Consider the following 20,358-nt stretch of genomic DNA (forward strand, 5'->3'; position numbering starts at 1 on the left):
GGTCACTTTACACCGAAATGAGGGGGTCAATTTAGAGCGGAATGAAGCGTCAGTTTAATTGCGGAATGAAGAGGTCAGTTTTGGCGAAACTCCCACTAGTAACTGGGTCTTGGATTTTTATGATCATGATTCCATTTCAGCTACTTCAAAGCGAACTGACTCTCGCCCCTGGTTGCGTTCCTCTCCCAAATCCTCGCAGGACATAGAGCAATATCTCTGACCCCATGACACTCTGACGTTTTCTGGAGCGATATGCCCTCCGCAGAGAAAGCACCGTTTTACAATTGCTGTTGTATTTTCCATTTGCTTTAAAATATTTAGAGTGAGCATCATTTATTTAAGACTGCCTGTGAGGCAATCCTCATTGCTTTGCATTCTTTTTGCATAGCCAATATTTTATTGTACACCAGCGTGGCAAGCGTTAGCAATTCTTGTTTATCCTTTTTTGACATTGAGAAATAATCTATAGTAAGCGGACATTTTTTCTGAGAGCACAGGTTCACTGTGCAATTGTTCTTTGACATAGTTGGTCCAGCTATTGAATCCTTCAGCGGATCTATCGTAGCTCTGTGGGACAAATGTCTTTGAGATAGCCAGCACTTTTGGCCGCTTACCTGGGGTTTGGTTTGATGACTGATTAATCATAACTTTGCGTTGCTTTAAAATGTTAAGGGGTGACTCATGACTATTTGCCCCGGGTTGCTGCCCAGGGCATTTTTATTTTCTTCTTTTCGATTTGTAGTAGTCCTCTTCGATAAATGCATCCAGATCTTTCCTTTTGAAAATAAGCTTTCCGCCTTTCGTGCTGCAGCCTATGTCGTGCTTATGATCTGTTATCCAATCCCTACTAAATCCAGTGATATCCATTACTTCCTGGGCAGTGAGGTATGGTTTTTTTGCTTGCTTTAACTCGTCTGCTATTTCCTCAACTCTGGCGCTTAATTTTTCTATTTTAGAAATGAGGAGCAGCACTGTTTCTGTTTCGATGATCGATACTCCAGTTATCATTTTTTGATCTTAAAATAATTTCTGCACATGTATTCGTCAACATCTTCTTTCTTGAACCTAAGACAGCCACCAACAGTGGTGAATCCGATATCCTGTTTATTTGCGGTGACCCATGACTTTCCAAATCCCGTTATTTCCATGACGTCCTCGGTAGTCAGATAAGGCTTATATGCGCCTTTCAATTCTGACATTGTAGAGTTTACCATCTCAGCGAGGATGGCGACTGATCCGACCAAATCTTTTAAGGTCTTGGTCTCTACAAGCGATATTCCTTCCATTATTTATTCCTCCAAACTTTTAAGTATTCAAAATCCCTTTTCAGCTTCACGTTGCCGAGAACCTCTTTTATCGTCTCGTATTCCCTATCAGGGAACTCACTACGAATATCCTTGCTAATCAATGGTGCTACCTTCATTCGGTCGGCATACCAGAAATAAATAGGCTTCTTTACATCTTCTAATTTCCGAAGAGGCCCTATCCAGGTGAATTTCTCCTTAGGAGCCTCAATCACGTTCACTACCATATCCATTTGATTATTCCTTTTTTTGTTGCGAAATACACGTACTCTGCCCGGGTGCTCATGCCTGTTTTTGCTTTCATGTTCTGCCAGTGCTTTTTTAAAGTAGAGATCGAGATAAAGAGGTCGTCAGCGATCCGTTTATTGGAAAGCATTGCTTTTTTCAGGATGTTCAGCTCCATCTTGGTAAGCGAACCGTTTTTTACTTTTATACTGCAGCACAGTTTGCCTTCGGCCTTACAGGCCCCTCTGAAACCGCAATCAAAATATTCCGATTCACCCATATTACCATTCACGTCGATATCTGGATTAGGGTCTAATCCTCCGTACTTGCAAAAAGCATAGTGTTTCAAGTAATCCTCCTTTGTAATACCTTTCATTCGGCCAAGGGAACGCATGGCGATCGGGTTTCCTGCAAGATCTTGCTGAAGCTTTAATTTTATCCATTCTGGAAATTCTGAGAAGGAATTGTAAACTATTCCCATATTAATGCATCTGACATCAATGATTCCCTTCTCCGCGAAGAACTCTACGCCGTTATCTATCATGCCGGCGAAATGGTTGTTTTTGTATTGAGCTGTTAACATATAGTCCTTTATAAGTATATGCCTGATAGGCGTTTTATATTATCTTTGTTGTGTTGTACAATACAAATATGATTAGAAATATTTTCTATTGCAATAGAATATTAGATATATAATCTAATAAACACGCATCTACCTGATTATTAGGTAGATTTATTTTCTATTATGAGTATCAAAAACAGAATAAAGGAATTTATATCTTCGTTAAGCATTGAAACGAAGGCCTTTGAGTTAGCTGCCGGACTATCAAATGGCTTTGTAAATAACATTGGCCAGAGTATACGAGAAAAGTCAATGAACCAAATTCTATCAGCCTACCCTGATCTCAATAGAAATTGGCTGCTAACTGGCGAGGGTAGCATGCTCGTAAAAACATCAAAATCTAACGCAATAGATCTCGGAGAGCTTCCGAGCAACTTTGAATTAGACGAGACTCCTTTTATAGAATTACCAGGAGGAGATATATTAATGGTATTCCCACTCGTTGAAGAATCTGCTTATGCAGGATACTTGAACGGTTATGCAGATCCAGAGTTTATAGAGCAGAGACCAAAACATAGTTTGATAGTGCAGAAGTATCATAAGGGATTATACAGAGGATTTGAAATAGTAGGAGATAGTATGGACAATGGCACAATTGAAAGCATCCCAGATAAAAGTAAAGTTACTGGCAGATTCTTGATGCATCATCATTGGGAAAATAAGCTACATCTACATAGGTACAAGGATTTTATAATTGTCCATAAAACGGATGGCATAATTGCAAAAAGAATTATCAAACATAATGTTGAGGAGGGTACCATCGTCATTCATTCACTCAACCCAGATAAAGAGTCATTTCCGGATAAGGAATTACATTTAAGTGATGTAAAAGAATTATACAATATAATCGATGTTTCCATAAGAAGATAAATAACCTCTCATATGAATTGCAAAAACGACAACTTAATATTCATGGCTTTATGCCTTTGCTCCATTGCTATAGTTAGCTGTAACAACGCCACTAGGAGCACTGTTCCCAATACTTCGATAACAGATTCATCACTGATAGTTACGGATGTGGATACAACGCAGCTATCCAACTCTGTACCGAGTCCAAGCGCATCAAATTGGACATACGAAGAAGATGAGGACAAGATGACATCCAAAAAAATATTTAGAGCTTCTGTTACAGCGAAAGAGGAATTGCAGTTTGGCTCACCATACGACGGTGGATCTACAGCGACATTGACTATTAGAAAGAAACGCGGAGAAACAGATATTTACTTAAGAGTTTCAAAAGGGCAATTTAATTCAAGCTATGACGGTGGTAAAGTTCGTGCTCGTTTCGATAATATCCCAGCAAAGATGTACGAGTTCTCTGGAGCATCAAGTGGTGACTCAGATATTATATTTTTAGATGCCGTCCCCAGTTTTCTCAAGAAGATTAAAGGACATAAAAAGTTATTACTTGAGGCTGAATTCTATAGTGAGGGGTTACATGTAATGGAGTTTGATATATCTAATTTAAATTGGACGCACTAATGCAAGACTTAAAGGCAATTGGAGCCAGAATAAAATCATTCAGGCAATCACGCAAGATAACTCAAGACGATCTTGCTGAGGAAACTGGATACAATAAGAAAACCATATCTCTATTGGAGAATGGACATAGGGCGCCCACCCAGAAATTACTTTCACACCTTTCAGAAAAATACAATCTTGACCTGGATTGGGTAGCTTCCGGAAAGGGAGATCAAATAAATGATCGAAAGGCTGATCCGAACTCAGCGCCAAACCTGCACGCGAAAATTGTTGAAATGGAAATTGAACTGAGAGAGGTGAAAAAAATGATGGAGCAAATTTTAGGTAAAATTCAGCAGCTATAAATAGAATCCGTACACCATCTGTACACCGTTCAAAAAAAAATCCTCTAACTCACTAATATTGTATTAGTTTGTTAGAGGATGTGTGGTCCCCGAGATACAGAACTCGAACTATTTCATAGATGATCTGCGTAATGCAGCAGGGTTAGAAGATGACTCATATAACCCTCTACCCCCTGGTTCAACAGGTCTTTAGTGATAATATTTTGAAAGCCAGTATCTCTATGATGCTGGCTTTTGAGTTAAGGACAGTTTTCGACATGAACGGTTATGAACGGATAGAAAGCTTATTGTTTTTTGAAAATTAAGCTATGATGCAACTTTGGTCCTCCACTATGAGACCTGATTATTTGCATTTTTCTTAATCTGATTAACATCCTGCGAACAGTGATTTCTGAGCTACCCAATTTTCTAGCTATATATTTCGTCGTAATTTCAGGATGGCATTCAATAATATGTAACATCATCCGTTCTTTTAAGGTGAGTTCTTTTGCCAAACCATTTCTGTCAAACCTGCGCAAGATTTCTTGTTGCCCATCCCGTAAACGCGAAAGGTAAGAGATAGTCCATTCACTGATACTTTTTTTGTTAAATGTATACTCATGGGTTGGTGATAGCCAGCCTACCCACTGATATCCAAGATCTAAAAGTAGACTATCAGAAATTTTGATTAGGCTTTCATTTTTCGAGTTCAAAGGTTGAATTAAGTCGCAGATTGTATACGCAAATAAGCAGCATGTGACAAGTGGCGACATTGTCAAATTAGTTTCGAACCCAAACATTAACTTTTGATATCTATCCAAAATCAAATCTCTTCTGTCGGAAGCAAGCAAAACAACAGCGTCCAAAATTATTTCAAATGGCGTTTGCTTTACGGACTCCGAATTAAATACAACGTCTAAAGCCCTTAGTTCTTTTTCATTAACCCACTGCCAATACACGCCAAACTTTTCAATATTTGTTACTAAATCCAATAATTCCCATGATGGCTCAAAGGCATCAAAAATTTTGATCTCATTTATCTCCATACGATCTAAAATCCCTCAAAAACCTTATTTCAAAACCTACGTTGGGATGTTATGGGGAAGAAACCCCAAATATCTATTTACGTCTTCTCTGGGTAAAGATTAAATTGGTCAGCATACCATTCTGATAACAAAACCGAAGATTTAAAGAACATTCTTGCAAACTCTAATACAGAATTGAAGGGCACTTTTTCTATTCTAAACAAGTGGGTTCTGCACGTTGCATCAACAACCTTACCACCTGATGCCAAATTTTGGTTCCATCTTTTTTCAATTTTTTCATCAAAATACATATTGATCGCAAGATCCAAATGCATTAGTACAGCCTTCGCTGAAGGCTCACCAATAGCGCCTTTGGTATCTAAGTGAATGCAACGACCCATCCAATGCCCATCGGATAGTTTTTGAAGTTCTTCGATCATCATCGATAATGTCCCATCATTTTTGCGCTGGGCTGAAACGTCAAGCCTTCTCACTTTTAGAACCCGAAAATCCCAATAATTCTGTGTATCAGCCGTACTCTCTTCCAGAATATAAGATGATCCCTCTCTGTTATTTTTAAAGATCATCAAATTTTTCCACCACTTCGGGCTGGCAGGTATTATGGTCGCCTCTAGAAGTGCTTGGGCAGGTATGCTTTCAGAAACCTTATATGGATGGATGCGGACATATTTGGGTGCAGAGGGAAAAGTGTCATTTGCCCAAGTCAGGATGTTAGGATTCATTTCTCCATCGGTAAGTGAAAAACCATTCTGAAAACCTAGAACTGCTCCCTCTCCAATTAGTTCTACCTCTTTGAGATTTATCAAATCGTTGTTTAACGTGGCATTCCACAAAGAAGGAGATATTTTAAAAAGGGGTTGTTCAGGGGTGTATGGTGCACATTTTAGTTCAAAATAAAGCTTATCCCGCCTTTCCTTAATTTCAAAACTTAAGAAAATCCAGACTTCTCGATCTTCAAGTGTTTCATTTTCAAAAGCCTTTGAATATTGAAACGAATAGATTTGGACTGCTTCTCTCTCTTTAGCGCCAAAAAAATCTTTTTGAAATAAAAAAAGTTCGTGCAATTTATTATCGACTTTTCGCTTTTGATCCAAAAAGTCTTCTGGTGAGATCTGGTAATGATAATATTCCTCAGCCAAGTTGTCTAATGTGTTCAGGTATGTCTCTATATCCATTTTGCCAATCAAGTTTAGCAATAGTAGAGATTAATATCACTATTTCTAACGTATTAGTATATAAAATTTATAATAGGGCTATAAAAAGCCCTTCATCACCAAAGGATAGGTAGTTATGCTTGGTCGATATCAGGTGATCTAGGATTTGCAGGTCAAGCGGTTTACCTGCTTCAATAAGTTTTTTGGTAATGATCAGATCCTGCTCGCTGGGGCGTAGGTTTGAACTTGGATAATTGTGTGCCAGGATTATTCCAGCAGCGACACTTTTCAGTGCGATCCCAAAGATAGTTGATAGTTATTGATTAGGCTTCCCCTTAGTTAAACGAACGATCCGGCAATTGTCCGGCAAGAAATTAAAATTTTAGTGAAGTGCGTGTGCTGTCCTAAGCTATTATAAGGTCTGTTCCGGCAGGTATCCGGCAACCAATTTATGTTACGTATACCAAATTACACCTTAAATGTTTACTTTTTACTATTCTTCCGGCAAACATTCGGCAATTCTTCCAACATACCAAACCTCGTTAATACTGAATAAATACGATAAATGTATACGCTCCGGCAATGATCCGGCAATTAAGATCTGCGCTTCTTTATATACCTGGTAAATGCACCATCACCAATCTTCTCAATCCAACGACCATCTAACAAAACAGAAATATCATTTCTGGCCGTACGTTCACTAATCTTTTCTAGAAAAAATTGCTGATACTGTTCCCTGGTAAATTCTTCCTTGCTGTTGAAAGTATCCAAAAAATGAGAAGTACGGCTGTTCAAAACGTTTTCTATTGGCCTGCTGTCCATCGTTAGGGTTGTAGCACCGTTACTGCTTACCCCAGTAGGAGGAACAAGGCCGATATCACGAAACGTTTTGGTTATGAGTAAAGTACCACGTCCCAGTTTCTCGATCATTCCGGCAAGAAAGACAACATGTGTTATACCAGGATTGGGAGGGATAGACCGGTGGTTCTCTTTTAGATTCTTATCCTTGAGTCCGCTCGGCAATTCGCCACTATTGATAATCTCGATACGTTCACGGTAAATTGTGATAAGAACTTCTCCCGTAGGAGTAATCTCTGTGCATCATTGCATTGATAACTGCCTCATCTAACGCCCTGGAAGGAAACTGCATTCTGTCCTCTCTTCTCCATTCTACCTCGTCAAAGAAGCTTAATCTTGGAATATTTTTCTGAAAATACTCTTGGAGACGAAATGCCCTAAAAATATTCTTTGCGATTAATACCGTATTATCATACCTGTCGCCCGTCTTTCCGTCTGGAAACTCGACAATCCGGACCCTGCATTGGGGAAGAAAGTAGGTCGGTTCCTTTCCAAACAGGACAATTGCAGCGTTGGTAACCTGTAGGTTCTTCAGTAATTGAAGGCTTTGCAAAAAATGAAGCTGATCATCAGGAGAAAGTCTACCAGATCGTTCAAGGCGGTTGGATAAGCGGATGGTTTCGGCAACTTCATCCAAATCAAGATCCTCAATACTGGCTTCAAGCGCCAACGATTTTTCCCAACTGTATTCGTCGACCCGCTGGGTGCGGATTAATTTACTCATTTCATTTTCATCTGCCTGAATACTTTGTCCATCCAGCCGAACAAAACTTTGATTACGATATTAATACGGGCGACGGTTACCTTCAATAACTCGATCAATATGACTTGATGATCGTTAAAAACCTCTTCTCTTAAACCTATCAGGCTCTCTGGACAATTTCTTTATGCAAAAACAAACGTAGTTCATGAAGCGTTTGCTCCAAACCCGGTAATGGATATACTTTTCTGTTTTTATCAACACCGATCAGCACTCTTCCTCCTTTGCTATTCAAAAAAGCGCATACCGCCTTAGCAACCTCCGATAACTCGGGTCAAACAAAACAAACTAAGCGCTCCCTATCATTTTCCTTTAATAGGCTTTCTACATATTCAGCTTCTATCATACTACGGGTAATTTATTCATATAGTCAATTGTCCGTTTTACTTTCGCAGGATCGCTAAATTGTCCTTCAATGAACCTTTGTAGTCCAGGAAGATCATAAAATTCCTGAGCCCAGTGTCCAACTTTTTCTGCCGCTCTTACCTTATCCTTGGTAACCGCATTGTAGATCTGTATCGAGCGCACATCAATAAGGTTACTAGGTTTAATTATAATCTGATCGGGTGATATCTATTTTAGTGTGTGATTATCCACGATTTGGGCATTCTTTAAGAGCTGTCGGGTAAATACAACTTTTGAGTCTACAAGAAACCATCGGGCTTTTCGCAACATAATTGCCTTTAGTACCTCCTGATGGGTAATAGATGTTTCTCCGATTACACCCGAGCCATAATCTGGCCTTATAATGCCTAGAAATGCATCACATTCCTCAACAGCGGCCAGGCAATCTTCTAAGTTTGATTTGTCAGATCCCGCATATACAGTTCCCATGTGAGAGTTCATCACCGTATATCCGTAACTGTCAAGCTGTGTATAGATGGCTGCCAGCTGATCCTGATAGCCATAAATGGTTGATGCAACCAAAACTTTGATGTTGTTCTTCTCTACCATTCGAGCTTAATTAGAGAGGTGCAGTAAAGCGCTCTTCAGCCATAAATAATTATTTAATTGAACCTTTTCGAACCCTTAGCTGTTGAGTCTAATCCTGCAATAAGCATACCCACTTACCGCTCGAATTAGAAGAACTTAAAACCCAAGTTACTCAAGCGAAAGGACATTGAAGTTGCACTAACATCAAAAATTTTCGCGAGATGTTTAATGTCATCTTCGCTATGAAGGTCAAATTCCATTTTTTCGATTTCCTTGTTGAGAAGGCTTTCAGGCATCAGGATACACGCTGCAAATTTATTGGCTTCCTGTTCCAATTTTTGGGATTCTTCAGTGTAGGTAAATCCAGGGGATCTAAACAATGCCTTGTACTGTTTATCCATAAAAACATCAGACTCCTCCCTATGTAGGACATAGTGTCCAAGTTCATGCGCGATGGTGAATCGCTTTCTGACGCGGGATTCAGTTTGGTTGTACCCAATCGTAGCGCCTTCGTTGTTTATAACCAACACTCCAGAAATGTCATCGTCAAAGCCATAGGCCAAGACCTTGATGCCCATAGATTTTGCAATGTCTTCTACTTTTATCGGAAGAGTTTTAAAAAGAGGATTGTCTAAAGCTCCTTCAATAAAAGTCTCAATTTTTTGTTCAACTTTTTTGGTGCTCATAATTTATGTTTTATGTCTCTACTTTTTAATCAAATCCAAAAACCCCTCAAAGGAATTTTTTGAATTTGTATTAAGATCCCATTTTTGCGCTATCTCGTCAACCTTAAACACAGTGAACGAAACAGCAGCTGTTTCCTTGGAACTTACCTGAGGGATCAGTTTTGTAAAGTCAATTTTTAAATACTTCGCAATATTGATCAGTAAAAAAGTAGATGGCCTTTGCCTTCCCTTTTCTATATTAACAACTGATGCCCGAGATAGTTCGAGAAAGTTTGCGAGGTCTTCCTGTTTAACCCCAGCGTTGAGTCTTTCCTTAATTATGAGTTGACCCAATTCCTCATAAAATTTATCTTCATTCATAAAGACCTGTTAATTACCACTCTGCAAAGGTAGAAATAAGTTATTTCAAAAACAAGTGAATTGTTTGCCAAACTTTACATGAAATAATTTATTTAATTTTGCATTTCTGAATTCTTAGTGTATATTTGTGAGACCATAGGAAGAAAATGGCCGTAAATGAAAAAAGCCGGATAAGATACCCAGCTTTGATTTTTTTGAAAATATGTCCACAGGCTTACGAACCTGTCAACGCATTTGTTAGTCGTTTCTCAAATGTATGGATTGATTCTTAATAATCAAAGCATTTAGACGATTAATTGTTGAAGGTAGCTTGTTCGGGAATTGTTAACTATTAGAAAAAGAGCCTCGTAGGATCTAAGTGTCAACCCAAAAAAAGCAGCGCTTGCGCTGGAGCTAATGTTTTGCAGGTCCGCAAAACGAACTAAAAACAATTAACATCTAAAAGATGAAACCCATTTCAAGTGAAAGCCCGGCAGCTAAAAAGCCAAGAAAATTCATTGCAATAGTAAACGAAGTTGAGATTTCCTTCCAGAACCCGATTCAGACCGGACACGAGATCCTTAAAGAGGCAGAGATCAAACATCCTCAATGCATCGATCTGTACCAGCTATTTCCGAAAGGGGATTTTGAAAGAATATCGCTCGATGAAAAGGTTGATTTTTCAAAATCTGGCGTAGAAAAGTTCATCACAAAGGATGCGGAATTCCGTAACTATACTGTAGATGGTCAGTCCGAAACCACAGATCAGAAAAAAATGACCGCCAATAAGATCCTAAAATTAGCAGGTATCGATCCGGAACACCATTTTCTGATACTTGTGAAAAATGATGGGACCAAAGTAAGCTATGCGCGCAAAGGTGACGAAGAAATTAAGGTCGCCTGTCCGCCGATGCAGTTTGTTACTGGAAAGAAAGACAGTATTTGCGATTTGGAACAATGCTGCCACTCGGGTACGATTCCGGTAATCTCTTACAGGTACATCATAAAGATCAATAGCGAAAAGTACACTGTTGATGAAAAAGAGATGACAGGCAGGCAGATTCTGGCATTGATCGGCCAAACACCAGAATCCTACTACTTAAGATTTAAGCACAAGGGCGGATCATCGATTGTAGGCGCTGATGAGGTCATCGATTTCACTGCCTGTGGAGTTGAAAGGTTTAGTGCAAAAGCTAAAAATTGTACGGAGGGTCGCGTTAATCAACGCGACTTTTCTATGCCAGAAGAAGATGCCGATTTTCTTAAAAAACAGGATTTATCCTGGGATTCCTTTTCGGAGGGGTCACGTTGGCTGATCTTAAGGGACTATGTTCTGCCAGCTGGATATAATGTTGAAAAATGCGATGTTGCAGTTGCTATACCAGCAAATTATCCGGTGGAACAGCTTGACATGTTCTATATGTTTCCAAATCTTTCAAGGACGGACAATCAGGCGATTGGCGCACTGAGCCCTCAAACCATCGAAGGCAAGCAGTATCAACGTTGGTCGAGGCACAGAACAGCGCTTAACCAATGGGTACCCGGAGAAGATAACCTTGCGACCCATCTGGAGCTAATGAACCATAGTTTACAAGAAGAATTTACCAAGCGATAATGATGAAGCAAGTACTGAGAATTTCAGGTGATATGCACGCCCAGCTGCGTGCACACCTTCATCCAGGCGATCTAAAAGAAGCCATAGCTTTTGCGCTTTGCGGTAGGTTGAGTACAAGCACCCATAATGGGTTGCTTGTACATAAACTACTTTTGGTACCACATAACCTTTGTATCAGGAAAGGTGATTTCATCGAATGGCCGACCGATTATATCGATGACCTGATAGACGAGGCGGCCGAGAAGAACATGGGGATCTTAAAAATCCATTCCCACCCCGACGGATACGATGACTTTTCAAAACTTGACGATGAATCCGATAAGATTCTTTTTCCGTCGATATACGCGTTGATGAACGAGCAAGCTCCGCATTTTAGCGCGATCATGTATTCAGACGGAGGTATAAAGGCGAGGGTTGTGCATACCGATAAAGAGTTTCAGCCCGTCGATAATGTATCCATAGTCGGAGATCAGGTGATAATTTATCGTAGTATGGATAACGTTGGCAATGACGAAATCAATTTGAGGAATCTGCAAACATTTGGATTGGGAACAACCAACCTGTTAAAATCGTTAACGGTAACAGTGATTGGATGTTCGGGCACGGGCAGCATTGTTATCGAACAGCTGGCAAGGCTTGGAGTTGGCAAGCTGATCATTGCGGATCCAGATCTGATAGAGTTAAAAAATCTTAACAGGATTCTTAACTCCAGCTACGATGATGCAATCAGTGGTGTCGAAAAAGTTGCAGTAATGCAGAGGGCAATTGCTGCTATGGGATTCGATACAGAAGTAACTACTTTCAAGTCACTGCTGCAGGAAGATGGGCTTTTGTTGCAGGCAGCAATGGCAAGTGATTTTATTTTAGGTTCGGTGGATTCAATAGAAGGGCGCAATATTATGAATACCATCTCGACAATGTACCTGGTTCCCTATATAGATATGGGTGTAAAACTGGTAACTGACAAAAAGGGTGGAATTGATGAAATATCTGGATCTGTACATTATCTGCAACCTGGCAAATCATCCTTAAGAACAAGAGGCGTTTATACCATTGACGAACTTGCCGCCGAAGGCTTAAAAAGGACTAATCCAGAAATGTACGATGAACAGCGCAAAAATGGATATGTAGTCGACATCAATGTGGAAAGCCCAGCGGTAATTCCAATCAACATGCAAACGGCATCACTTGCGGTTCTGGAATTCCTAGCCAGGTTACATCCTTATAGGTATGATCCAAATTCCAGGTTTGCGCAAACAAACATTTCCATTAGCGACTGGGAAATCTGGCATGAAGCCGAAGGCAACGATGACCCTTATCTTAAAAAGATGGTCGGCAGGGGAGATATGAGACCGATGTTGAACTCTCCTAACCTGAACGAACTATGGTAATGAGATTTTTGTTATCGGTCAAGACTTTTTTCCTTGGACTTTTCAGGCAAGACAAACTGTTTAAGAACAAATACGTTGAAATGATCCCAGAAAATTTGAAACCTGGAATTCTATACGTTGAGGGTGATGGGAGCAAAAACCAGTTTGCATCGTTTTTGTGTCCGTGCGGATGTAAAGAGGAAATAAACCTGAACCTTGAACCTGAAGAAGAGCCATGTTGGCTCCTGGAGGAAGGAGCTGTTACCGATCTGGCGCCTTCTGTTTGGAAAAGCAACAACTGCAAGAGCCATTTTTTTATCAGAAAGGGTAAAATAAAATGGTGTTCTGATACACTTTAACAAGAAAGGCTGCCAATTGGCAGCCTTTCTTGTTAAAGTGTATCTTTGTTTTAGATATTGATCGTGTAATTTGAATATGCCGTTTTCGGATCGTGCTTGATCGTTAGATCCTGGACAGGCGCAAAGTCTATTACGGTAACAGGAGTTTCAAATTCAATGTGGGCAAATTTAGGGCATAATTTTTCGTATTGCTCCAGCCTATTTATATATTCTTTGGAGAATCCCAAGGATTCAAGTGCTGCAATTTTATCCATTTTGATTGGTGTTTCTTATTTGGCTTGCTTTAAATATAGTATAATTTTCAGAAATAAACATCTTGTAAAAATTGGCATTTTCAAATGTCCAATATAGAAACGCCCAAAAACGGCGAATTGTTCTAGCCAGACCGTCAATATTCTCAGGATGTGTAATCTTTATATTACATACGTCCCAGGCCACCTCCCTGGTAATCCCACGGCTATGTGTTTTCCATTGGCCGTGGTCACAGAGATTTTTTGCGATAGTCTGTGCGCGGTCTCTCTTTTCTTCGTCCTTAACTTTACGTCCGTCTGAATGGACATCCCAATCCTTGAATTTATAACTATAGAGATAATCGGTGACAAGTTCGATGGAATAGTCACTACTATTTACAGCACTACCAATCTCTTTGGCATCGATTCTGTTTAGGATCTGGAAATCAGTCCATAAAGGCGACTGCCCTTTTGCTATCAGTTCTTCTCCTCTGGCTTGGATTTCTTTGATCAATGTCAAAACAGATTGTGCAGAAACAAAATTCCCATCGACACCTCTCACCTGTGGATCTATTGGGCCAATTGTTGCCCTGCTGTCCATAATGATCTCGTCGCCAGACATTGCCCAAATAGTCCCTGCACTCATCGCCATGCTTGGGATAATAAATGAAACCTTATCAAATCTCGGACGCAAGTGGTTTACAAACCGCGCAACCTGCTCTGCAGAACCGCCAGGAGTAACAATCAATACATCGATCTCCTTAGCTTCAGGGGGAACCATAGACACCATTTCGGAAAATGGAAGGTCATCGATCTGTTCAATTGACCTGGAACCAGGCAGGGCGGCATTCGTAATGTTGGCTATATAGCAGATCAAAGGTCTTTTGCGAACTTTCGAAATATCTCCGATGGCTCTTTTCAGCTCCTCGACAATATTAATATTAAGCGCAATATTCGGTTGGGTAACAATTCCAATAATGCTTTCATACTCCCTGCCGTCGACCATATTATCCAACAACGAATCTATCCTTTTCAGAGGAATAGTAATCGTATTGCCAGAGCCGTTGGATTTCTGCGTATTAAATTTAGTATTGGATTTACCGTACCCCATAAAAGTTTTGCAATTATAAGTATTTAATTGTAATTAACTTATAACACAAATCATTATTTTGAACAACACCAATTCGGTACTAATATCCAGAACTTAGCCCAAAAAGGAAAACGGAGAATAATCATCACGACCATTCCCCGTTCTAAATTAACGCTCTCATATGTAAATACGCTGCTCTCACCGATTTATTGCGAAGGTTCTTAATTATCACCTAATCTCCTCCCGCCTTTTCGGGTCTTCCGTGCAGGGTTAATTTACTATTACCTAATTTTCTTTGTTTAGTGATTTAGGTAGGGTATATTACAACGTCTAACCAATTAATCTCTCAATGAAATGCCTGTTCTGCAAACAAACTTCTGAACACTCCACAAGTGAGGAGCATACCGTTCCAGAATCAGTTGGAAATAAAAGCCATATACTGGCCAAAGGGGTCGTTTGCGATAAGTGTAATAACTACATCGCCACAAAAATCGAAAAGACAGCGCTTGAAACACCCTTCTTCAAAGATCTTCGGTTTAGGAACAACATCGAATCTAAAAAAGGAAAGACATTCAGAGAAAACAACATCTTATCGGTGGTCAGCAGCTCGACGGACAGCTTCTAGCTTATAAGAAAGTACTGCAAGTTTGCATTATTGCGCCAACTTGTTGGGCTGAATGCATCCAAATGAATTGTTAAAGAAACTGTTTGACAATTTTGAATGAGATTTTTTTGGAAACCAGTGCTATGATTATTGTTAACAACAATTATACTCAGCCGGAACAAAACATAGCAGAAAGGAAGTAATATTATGGTGGCCTCACCCCATAGCTAACCATCGATTAAATCATCCTGCAGATTAGATTTGCTTTTGCAGATCGACCTTAGACCGATGGTAACTCAATGGCTTCGTAGTAAATTCAACACTGCCAAGCTTGAAAATCTGCAGCTGATCTTCATGAATTCTTAAGCTATCTTCCCTGGCATCCTCTAGATCTTCCCCTGAAGCGGCTGGCACGTAACCCTCGTAAGAATAATCCCAAACAGCCGGAACAGGTTGCTTTTCGAAGGATGTGTCCGGATCTGAAACCTTAACGTCATAGATTTCATAAACCATCTCATCAGCTGGCTCGTAAACCCTAGAAGTAACACTTATTTCGCATCCCTCAGGAAGAGTGATCCGCTGAACCCTGGCGGCGCGGTGAAACAGAACCACATTGCCGCCCTTTTTAATAGACTGGGTGGAAGGAAATACAATTCCGTCATAAGGCGGATCAATCGCCTCCGCCAGAAAGTCTGCAATGACCTGTGTAGGAAGGTAATCTTGGTTTTCCTGCGCCGGCATGACCGGCAGGGCAACCCTGGCCGCCAGGCGCCGGAGAAATGCCGCTTTCTCCCGTAACGGCGCGTAAGAAGGATCAAAAATACTACCCTCAGCTCGGGCGTTGCGCAACGCTGTAAGGTCTAGCAAGCGTAGCGGCCTGATCAGCTCAAAAAACCCGACAACTATCCTGCTGCCCACCGGCGGCCTAACTTCGGCAACCGCAAGCTCCGGGCTGGTCGCCCCGTAAAACACAGCAATACCCGAAGCATTCATCCTCCCGGGCCGCGCATGCTTGGAAGCAGGCGTACCAATCTGCTGATCTGGATGCTTCAGCGCGGAAAGCATTTCATCCTCATCCTGAAAAACCCGGGCACGGTACAAGCCGGAAAGGTCCTTACCCGGACCAGCAGGACAGATCAAAGGCTGGCTACGCTGGGAAGTAAACTGTTCAGCACCTTCAAAGACCTTGGCGAGGTAATCGTACACCTTTCTGCTGAAAAACCGGGATTCTGTTTTCAGGATATGCTCAAACTCCTCCCAATCCTTTAGCCAGAGTTCATCAGAAGGGCTTTTCAACTGATATTGCGCATTCTTACTAAATTCATGAACCAAAAAATCTGTATCGAAGTCATGATGCCTCCTGTTCAGGATCTCCTCAATGTCTTGGGAAGCCTGGTAAGGAATGCCGCCGGCATCCTGTAATAAAAAGTGCAGTCCTTCCCCCTCAAAATCCAACCAAGTACCTTTTTCCGGATCGAAATGCTGCCTGTGGTAACTATTACCAGAACCCTCGCCATCTGTACGCTCATAATGTTGGTCAAATGCCTGCTCTACTCGGTCTGCCATCTTTTCCAGAGTATAGCAGCGCCTCCTGCCCTTGCAATATGTGCATTTGGCCGTGCCACCCAGCCTCTTGATCTCAGCACTCAAATAAAAATCAGTAACGCATTTATAACAGAGGTGGTCTTCTTCAGGATCGTTCATCTTCAATTTATATATAGTTTTTGAGATCATCCGGAATACCGGTCAGGAAAATTAACCTAAATTTTAGTTAATAGAAAATATTTGGTATTATTATAAACTAAACTAACGCAACTAAAATGGTCGAGGAAGTAACCGATGTTAAAAAACCAGTTGGCATCGGAAAAAGATCAAATCATGATATATTAACAGACCAGCCGATAATCGCCATCAACAAACTCAAAGACGTTAGCGATGACGAGTTTGAGGACATCGTCCGGGAATGGGTATGGGGATACATGATCAAAAAAGAATTGTCCGGATACATCGACTGTAAAAAATGCGCGGGATCGGGAGATCTGGGCAGGGACATTATTGCGATCCGCTCGCTGGACGGGCCGGACTGGGATAATTACCAGTGCAAGAACTACCGCGCCAAGATCAGCCCCTCACAGCTCTGGGGAGAGATTGGTAAATTCGTCTATCACGCCTATAAAAAGCGTTTCAGCTTACCAAAAAACTATTACGTCGTTTCCGGATACGGACCCGGCCCTGACTTAATTAATTACACCGAAAACCCCGGTAAATTCAAAGCAGAACTTTTGGCAAACTGGGATTCGCACTGCGCCACCAAGATCAGTCGCGGAAAGACATATCCCTTGGACCAAGACCTGAAAACCTATATCGAAGCCATTGATTTTAAGATGTTTCAGTTTATTGATCCGCAGCAGCTCATTGAAGAACACGCCAAAACCAGATACCATTATTCCAGGTTTGGCGGCAGCATGCCCGATCGATTGTTGCCACCAGGGCTTCCCCCTGAAGTACGGGCTAACGAAATCACCTATGTCAATGAACTACTAGACGCCTATACCGATCATAAAAAAACGGTCATCAGTTTAGCCAATATTGAATCAGATGCAACCTATATGCCGCATTTCACCAGGCAGCGGCACAGTTTCTATTTGGCGGATTCGCTGAACGAATTTTCAAAAGATCAATTTGCAGAGTACACCAACCATTTCGAGGCGCTCAAATTAGAGATACATTCCGGCGTTGTTGACGTGTGCGAAAGTGCTTACCCGGACCGCTTTAGCCGGGTCAAGGCCGTTACCCAGGAAGCAAAAAGACTCAGCATTACCGGCAACCCACTGGTCAAAGTCATGCGCGTGGAGGACCGGGAAGGCTTGTGCCATCACCTTGTTACAGATAAACAATTAACTTGGAAGGGAGAGCAAGCATGAGTAAGATTTATAGCTCCGACCTTGAGATCAGCCTGCGCCTGATGGCAATACTGCAGTTTTATGTGCAAGCACCCCTCACCATTGAAAGGTTGGTGGTTTATGACTTCCTTATCCTTCACGGAAATGACATTTTCCCGGAACTTCATAGCCTGCACCCAAAATCGCCCAACAGTTCCAACGAGTTCCTGATCAAAAGGGAGCTGTTTAAAAGAGGGCTTCATCTGCTGGTCAGTAAAGAACTGATCAAAGTGAACATTAACAAGACCGGCATCAGCTACCAGGGCAGCGAGCTAACAGTCAGGTTCTGCGAAAAGCTGAACTCGCCCTATTCCAGGAAATTATACCCTGCCGTCCAATCGGTCATCAGTACCACTTCGTTATATTCTGATCTGGAACTGGAAAACCGGATCAAAACCAGGTTATTGAACCAGGACCCCGTCTTTAAAAACGAGTCTTTATTTTTAAACTACAGCAATGGATAACCAGGGATTTTACATAAAGCAAATCAGCTTCCGAGGGCCTGATGGAGTACAGTCAGGACTTCCGTTTGAAAAAGGGCTCAACATCGTGGCCGGATCTTCAGATACCGGGAAGTCATTTATCCTGGACAGCATCGACTACATGATGGGCGGCGGTAAGGAACTGGAAAAAATCGGCCAGCTAGAAAAGTACGACCAGGTCTTGATGGAGATCAGGACATTTGAATCTGACATTGCCTACACCATCAGGCGGGACCTCTCTCTCGGCGCTTTCTACATTAAGATCGGCTCGATCGACCAGGCGGGAGATGAAATCAAATATGCCGCCAAATCCTCCGATAAAAATGACCGTAACATCTCCTCGTTCCTATTGGGACTGATCGGGCTGAACAGCGTCCGGCTGACCAGCTCTGACGCAACCAAAGCCACCAGGAAGCTCAGCTACCGGGATGTCGCCCACGTCACCATGATCGATGAAGTGAAGATGTTCTCCAAAGAATCACCTCTGCTGAGCGGCAACCCGGCTACAAAAAGGGCAGAAAGGTCATTTTTTGAATACCTGATTTCCCAAAAAGACAGTTCTCACCAGATTAAAGTGGAAAAGGAAGAAATCCGGAAAACTAGGTTAAACGCCCAGATCGATTATGTAAAAGCTAGGCTGAAAGCCGACAGGGAGCGGCTCATCACTATTGAAAATAGCCTAGACCAATCCCGGTCGCTTAAACTGGATGACCTGTCATCGATCAATGAAAAATACGCCCTTTACTTCAAACAGCTAGAAACAAACAAGCTGGAACGCAAAAAGATCATAGACGAGCGGACTGAGATAGAGTCCGAGATCCTCTACAACAACCAGCTTCTGGACCGCTTCAGTCTGCTTCTCAGCCACTATGACGCTGACCTAGAAAGGCTGCAGTTCATTGACGAAGGGAATACCCTGTTCAGCCAACTCAACTATGTGGCCTGCCCGGTCTGTGGCACCGATATCGAAGAGCAGCATTATAAATGCATCCAGAACAGTGAGCTGCAAACTGAGACCCTTAACGAAGCAATAGAAAGCGAATACCAGAAGATCCGGGAGAAAACCTTAGACCTCAAGCAGACCGTCGCGGAGATTGAAGACAGAAACCAGATCTATAGAAAAGAGCTGACCACCAACCTCGCCCGCATCTCGGAACTTGACCAGCTCATTGACCAGGAGATTATACCTGTCATATCCGGCTTGAAAAGCAAGATAGAATCCATCGTTGGCCAGGAACTACTCAGCAAGGAAAAAGAACGGATCTATTCGGACATCGAAGCCCTTGATAAAGATCTGAAAGAACTTGAAGAAGAAAAGAAGAAAAAGCGCGTCACCGAGTCTGCCGAGCCTCTGGACGCTCTACGCCTGAAGAAATTCGAAGTAGAAGTGAAACACCTTCTGCAATCCTGGAAATTCGACAAAGTATCTGAAGTCAATTTTGATCCCGCCAAATCCGACATCCGGATCGACGGAAAAAACAGGAGTAGCTACGGCAAGGGATACCGGGCCATAGGCCAGTCAGCATTCATCATCGGACTGATGCATTTCCTAAGGCAAAATGAGAGCAAGTTTTCCAAACTGCTTGTCCTGGACTCTCCCCTCACCGCCTATAAAAAAGAAGACCAGCCGCCAAGCAACGAGCAGCAGATCACCAAAGAACTGGAAAGTGAATTCTTCCGAGGCCTTATCGACATCTCCAGGTCCTGCCAGATTATCATCCTGGAAAACAAAGAACCACCTGCAGAAGTCGTAGAGAGATCCAACTATGTCCACTTCTCCCGCAACTCGGACATCGGCAGGGCCGGATTGTTATAACATGCTACCAATAGCAGAAATTAAATATTCCTAGGTACAATATACAATGCTGGACAATCCGGACCAAAATTTAAATACTATAAAGTTTTCGCCGTAAAAAGATTAACAAAAAAGCGTT

Annotated in this window: 26 protein-coding genes and 1 pseudogene; 10 read left to right on the forward strand and 17 right to left on the reverse strand. The window is 41.7% G+C overall.

Features of this window, described 5'->3' with window-relative positions; genetic code table 11:
- Positions 1-717: 717 nt before the first annotated feature.
- The 4 genes from FN831_RS12345 to FN831_RS12360 are packed head-to-tail and all read right to left on the reverse strand — an operon-like array spanning position 718 to position 2,112.
- A complete protein-coding gene (locus FN831_RS12345) occupies positions 718-1,008 on the reverse strand; it encodes a helix-turn-helix domain-containing protein (RefSeq protein WP_142528527.1) in 291 nt (96 codons plus the stop codon).
- The gene (locus FN831_RS12350; protein ID WP_142528528.1) at positions 1,005-1,286 is read right to left on the reverse strand and encodes a helix-turn-helix domain-containing protein; all 282 of its coding nucleotides are present in this window, start codon (positions 1,284-1,286) and stop codon (positions 1,005-1,007) included. Before FN831_RS12350 ends, FN831_RS12345 begins: the two co-directional genes overlap by 4 nt.
- Positions 1,286-1,537, reverse strand: a complete 252-nt coding sequence (locus FN831_RS12355) for a hypothetical protein (protein WP_142528529.1) — start codon at positions 1,535-1,537, stop codon at positions 1,286-1,288. Before FN831_RS12355 ends, FN831_RS12350 begins: the two co-directional genes overlap by 1 nt.
- Positions 1,525-2,112 carry a response regulator transcription factor gene (locus FN831_RS12360; RefSeq protein ID WP_142528530.1) on the reverse strand — a complete coding sequence of 196 codons (588 nt, stop codon included), beginning with the start codon at positions 2,110-2,112 and terminating at the stop codon, positions 1,525-1,527. Before FN831_RS12360 ends, FN831_RS12355 begins: the two co-directional genes overlap by 13 nt.
- Positions 2,113-2,274: 162 nt before the next feature.
- On the opposite strand from FN831_RS12360, the gene FN831_RS12365 reads away from it, so the two are divergent.
- The 3 genes from FN831_RS12365 (at position 2,275) to FN831_RS12375 (ending at position 3,977) form a co-directional block, all read left to right on the forward strand.
- Complete coding sequence (locus FN831_RS12365; RefSeq protein ID WP_142528531.1) at positions 2,275-3,021, forward strand: hypothetical protein; 747 nt, start codon at positions 2,275-2,277, stop codon at positions 3,019-3,021.
- 147 nt (positions 3,022-3,168) lie between these two features.
- Positions 3,169-3,633, forward strand: coding sequence for a hypothetical protein (locus tag FN831_RS12370; protein ID WP_142528532.1), 465 nt, complete (start codon positions 3,169-3,171; stop codon positions 3,631-3,633).
- The gene (locus tag FN831_RS12375) at positions 3,633-3,977 is read left to right on the forward strand and encodes a helix-turn-helix domain-containing protein (protein ID WP_142528533.1); all 345 of its coding nucleotides are present in this window, start codon (positions 3,633-3,635) and stop codon (positions 3,975-3,977) included. The genes FN831_RS12370 and FN831_RS12375 overlap by 1 nt, the downstream gene beginning before the upstream one ends.
- A gap of 284 nt (positions 3,978-4,261) precedes the next feature.
- Here the strand turns inward: FN831_RS12375 and FN831_RS12380 are convergent, their stop codons facing one another.
- The 10 genes and pseudogenes from FN831_RS12380 to FN831_RS12425 form a co-directional block, all read right to left on the reverse strand.
- Entirely contained in the window at positions 4,262-5,002 is a 741-nt protein-coding gene (locus FN831_RS12380) for a DeoR family transcriptional regulator (protein ID WP_142528534.1), read from the reverse strand.
- A 77-nt stretch (positions 5,003-5,079) separates the two neighbouring features.
- Positions 5,080-6,177 carry a hypothetical protein gene (locus tag FN831_RS12385; RefSeq protein WP_142528535.1) on the reverse strand — a complete coding sequence of 366 codons (1,098 nt, stop codon included), beginning with the start codon at positions 6,175-6,177 and terminating at the stop codon, positions 5,080-5,082.
- 67 nt (positions 6,178-6,244) lie between these two features.
- A complete protein-coding gene (locus tag FN831_RS12390) occupies positions 6,245-6,463 on the reverse strand; it encodes a JAB domain-containing protein (protein WP_142528827.1) in 219 nt (72 codons plus the stop codon).
- 287 nt (positions 6,464-6,750) lie between these two features.
- Positions 6,751-7,179 carry a hypothetical protein gene (locus FN831_RS12395; RefSeq protein ID WP_246101501.1) on the reverse strand — a complete coding sequence of 143 codons (429 nt, stop codon included), beginning with the start codon at positions 7,177-7,179 and terminating at the stop codon, positions 6,751-6,753.
- Positions 7,180-7,207: 28 nt separating this feature from the next.
- Positions 7,208-7,738 (reverse strand): hypothetical protein, encoded by a 531-nt coding sequence (locus FN831_RS12400; protein WP_142528537.1) that lies wholly within the window; start codon positions 7,736-7,738, stop codon positions 7,208-7,210.
- Between the two features lie 139 nt (positions 7,739-7,877).
- A pseudogene (locus FN831_RS28415) lies at positions 7,878-8,021 on the reverse strand (AlbA family DNA-binding domain-containing protein); the annotation flags it as partial.
- Positions 8,022-8,116: 95 nt separating this feature from the next.
- Complete coding sequence (locus FN831_RS12410; protein ID WP_142528539.1) at positions 8,117-8,302, reverse strand: zinc-binding metallopeptidase family protein; 186 nt, start codon at positions 8,300-8,302, stop codon at positions 8,117-8,119.
- Between the two features lie 45 nt (positions 8,303-8,347).
- A complete protein-coding gene (locus FN831_RS12415) occupies positions 8,348-8,728 on the reverse strand; it encodes a DUF4062 domain-containing protein (protein ID WP_142528540.1) in 381 nt (126 codons plus the stop codon).
- A 125-nt stretch (positions 8,729-8,853) separates the two neighbouring features.
- Positions 8,854-9,393 (reverse strand): ImmA/IrrE family metallo-endopeptidase, encoded by a 540-nt coding sequence (locus FN831_RS12420; protein ID WP_142528541.1) that lies wholly within the window; start codon positions 9,391-9,393, stop codon positions 8,854-8,856.
- A gap of 18 nt (positions 9,394-9,411) precedes the next feature.
- Positions 9,412-9,753, reverse strand: coding sequence for a helix-turn-helix domain-containing protein (locus FN831_RS12425; protein WP_142528542.1), 342 nt, complete (start codon positions 9,751-9,753; stop codon positions 9,412-9,414).
- 445 nt (positions 9,754-10,198) lie between these two features.
- On the opposite strand from FN831_RS12425, the gene FN831_RS12430 reads away from it, so the two are divergent.
- Genes FN831_RS12430 through FN831_RS12440 form a run of 3 tightly spaced genes read left to right on the forward strand, consistent with a single transcriptional unit; the run spans position 10,199 to position 13,076 of the window.
- Positions 10,199-11,347 (forward strand): multiubiquitin domain-containing protein, encoded by a 1,149-nt coding sequence (locus tag FN831_RS12430; protein WP_142528543.1) that lies wholly within the window; start codon positions 10,199-10,201, stop codon positions 11,345-11,347.
- Positions 11,347-12,738 carry a ThiF family adenylyltransferase gene (locus FN831_RS12435; RefSeq protein ID WP_142528544.1) on the forward strand — a complete coding sequence of 464 codons (1,392 nt, stop codon included), beginning with the start codon at positions 11,347-11,349 and terminating at the stop codon, positions 12,736-12,738. Before FN831_RS12430 ends, FN831_RS12435 begins: the two co-directional genes overlap by 1 nt.
- Positions 12,732-13,076 (forward strand): DUF6527 family protein, encoded by a 345-nt coding sequence (locus tag FN831_RS12440; RefSeq protein ID WP_142528545.1) that lies wholly within the window; start codon positions 12,732-12,734, stop codon positions 13,074-13,076. The genes FN831_RS12435 and FN831_RS12440 overlap by 7 nt, the downstream gene beginning before the upstream one ends.
- 50 nt (positions 13,077-13,126) lie before the next feature.
- On the opposite strand, the gene FN831_RS12445 is transcribed toward FN831_RS12440, so the two are convergent.
- Together FN831_RS12445 and FN831_RS12450 are read right to left on the reverse strand one after the other, a co-directional pair.
- On the reverse strand, positions 13,127-13,330 hold the full coding sequence (locus FN831_RS12445) for a hypothetical protein (RefSeq protein ID WP_142528546.1): 204 nt from the start codon (positions 13,328-13,330) through the stop codon (positions 13,127-13,129).
- Complete coding sequence (locus FN831_RS12450; RefSeq protein ID WP_142528547.1) at positions 13,323-14,417, reverse strand: SDH family Clp fold serine proteinase; 1,095 nt, start codon at positions 14,415-14,417, stop codon at positions 13,323-13,325. The genes FN831_RS12445 and FN831_RS12450 overlap by 8 nt, the downstream gene beginning before the upstream one ends.
- A gap of 328 nt (positions 14,418-14,745) precedes the next feature.
- On the opposite strand from FN831_RS12450, the gene FN831_RS28420 reads away from it, so the two are divergent.
- Positions 14,746-15,021 carry an HNH endonuclease gene (locus tag FN831_RS28420; RefSeq protein WP_142528548.1) on the forward strand — a complete coding sequence of 92 codons (276 nt, stop codon included), beginning with the start codon at positions 14,746-14,748 and terminating at the stop codon, positions 15,019-15,021.
- Positions 15,022-15,255: 234 nt separating this feature from the next.
- Here FN831_RS28420 and FN831_RS12460 read toward each other — a convergent pair whose 3' ends face one another.
- Positions 15,256-16,704, reverse strand: a complete 1,449-nt coding sequence (locus FN831_RS12460) for an RES domain-containing protein (protein WP_185960463.1) — start codon at positions 16,702-16,704, stop codon at positions 15,256-15,258.
- A 116-nt stretch (positions 16,705-16,820) separates the two neighbouring features.
- Between FN831_RS12460 and FN831_RS12465 the strand changes: the two genes are divergently transcribed.
- From FN831_RS12465 to FN831_RS12475, 3 genes are read left to right on the forward strand one after another with little or no spacing between them, the layout of a single operon-like run.
- Positions 16,821-17,924 carry an ABC-three component system protein gene (locus FN831_RS12465; protein WP_142528550.1) on the forward strand — a complete coding sequence of 368 codons (1,104 nt, stop codon included), beginning with the start codon at positions 16,821-16,823 and terminating at the stop codon, positions 17,922-17,924.
- On the forward strand, positions 17,921-18,406 hold the full coding sequence (locus FN831_RS12470; protein ID WP_142528551.1) for an ABC-three component system middle component 2: 486 nt from the start codon (positions 17,921-17,923) through the stop codon (positions 18,404-18,406). Before FN831_RS12465 ends, FN831_RS12470 begins: the two co-directional genes overlap by 4 nt.
- On the forward strand, positions 18,399-20,240 hold the full coding sequence (locus tag FN831_RS12475) for a hypothetical protein (protein WP_142528552.1): 1,842 nt from the start codon (positions 18,399-18,401) through the stop codon (positions 20,238-20,240). Before FN831_RS12470 ends, FN831_RS12475 begins: the two co-directional genes overlap by 8 nt.
- Positions 20,241-20,358 lie beyond the last annotated feature (118 nt).

The sequence above is a fragment of the Pedobacter westerhofensis genome (assembly GCF_900182595.1).
GTDB classification, from domain to species: Bacteria; Bacteroidota; Bacteroidia; order Sphingobacteriales; family Sphingobacteriaceae; genus Pedobacter; species Pedobacter westerhofensis.

Excerpts from the sequence above, each read along its gene's own strand:
- FN831_RS12475 (WP_142528552.1), top strand. The coding sequence starts at position 18,399 with ATGGATAACCAGGGATTTTACATAAAGCAAATCAGCTTCCGAGGGCCT.
- FN831_RS12415 (WP_142528540.1), bottom strand. The coding sequence starts at position 8,728 with ATGGTAGAGAAGAACAACATCAAAGTTTTGGTTGCATCAACCATTTAT.
- FN831_RS28420 (WP_142528548.1), top strand. The coding sequence starts at position 14,746 with ATGAAATGCCTGTTCTGCAAACAAACTTCTGAACACTCCACAAGTGAG.
- FN831_RS12430 (WP_142528543.1), top strand. The coding sequence starts at position 10,199 with ATGAAACCCATTTCAAGTGAAAGCCCGGCAGCTAAAAAGCCAAGAAAA.
- FN831_RS12345 (WP_142528527.1), bottom strand. The coding sequence starts at position 1,008 with ATGATAACTGGAGTATCGATCATCGAAACAGAAACAGTGCTGCTCCTC.
- FN831_RS12375 (WP_142528533.1), top strand. The coding sequence starts at position 3,633 with ATGCAAGACTTAAAGGCAATTGGAGCCAGAATAAAATCATTCAGGCAA.
- FN831_RS12385 (WP_142528535.1), bottom strand. The coding sequence starts at position 6,177 with ATGGATATAGAGACATACCTGAACACATTAGACAACTTGGCTGAGGAA.
- FN831_RS12445 (WP_142528546.1), bottom strand. The coding sequence starts at position 13,330 with ATGGATAAAATTGCAGCACTTGAATCCTTGGGATTCTCCAAAGAATAT.
- FN831_RS12450 (WP_142528547.1), bottom strand. The coding sequence starts at position 14,417 with ATGGGGTACGGTAAATCCAATACTAAATTTAATACGCAGAAATCCAAC.
- FN831_RS12380 (WP_142528534.1), bottom strand. The coding sequence starts at position 5,002 with ATGGAGATAAATGAGATCAAAATTTTTGATGCCTTTGAGCCATCATGG.
- FN831_RS12350 (WP_142528528.1), bottom strand. The coding sequence starts at position 1,286 with ATGGAAGGAATATCGCTTGTAGAGACCAAGACCTTAAAAGATTTGGTC.
- FN831_RS12435 (WP_142528544.1), top strand. The coding sequence starts at position 11,347 with ATGATGAAGCAAGTACTGAGAATTTCAGGTGATATGCACGCCCAGCTG.
- FN831_RS12460 (WP_185960463.1), bottom strand. The coding sequence starts at position 16,704 with ATGAACGATCCTGAAGAAGACCACCTCTGTTATAAATGCGTTACTGAT.
- FN831_RS12465 (WP_142528550.1), top strand. The coding sequence starts at position 16,821 with ATGGTCGAGGAAGTAACCGATGTTAAAAAACCAGTTGGCATCGGAAAA.
- FN831_RS12355 (WP_142528529.1), bottom strand. The coding sequence starts at position 1,537 with ATGGATATGGTAGTGAACGTGATTGAGGCTCCTAAGGAGAAATTCACC.
- FN831_RS12470 (WP_142528551.1), top strand. The coding sequence starts at position 17,921 with ATGAGTAAGATTTATAGCTCCGACCTTGAGATCAGCCTGCGCCTGATG.
- FN831_RS12425 (WP_142528542.1), bottom strand. The coding sequence starts at position 9,753 with ATGAATGAAGATAAATTTTATGAGGAATTGGGTCAACTCATAATTAAG.
- FN831_RS12420 (WP_142528541.1), bottom strand. The coding sequence starts at position 9,393 with ATGAGCACCAAAAAAGTTGAACAAAAAATTGAGACTTTTATTGAAGGA.
- FN831_RS12360 (WP_142528530.1), bottom strand. The coding sequence starts at position 2,112 with ATGTTAACAGCTCAATACAAAAACAACCATTTCGCCGGCATGATAGAT.
- FN831_RS12440 (WP_142528545.1), top strand. The coding sequence starts at position 12,732 with ATGGTAATGAGATTTTTGTTATCGGTCAAGACTTTTTTCCTTGGACTT.
- FN831_RS12365 (WP_142528531.1), top strand. The coding sequence starts at position 2,275 with ATGAGTATCAAAAACAGAATAAAGGAATTTATATCTTCGTTAAGCATT.
- FN831_RS12400 (WP_142528537.1), bottom strand. The coding sequence starts at position 7,738 with ATGAGTAAATTAATCCGCACCCAGCGGGTCGACGAATACAGTTGGGAA.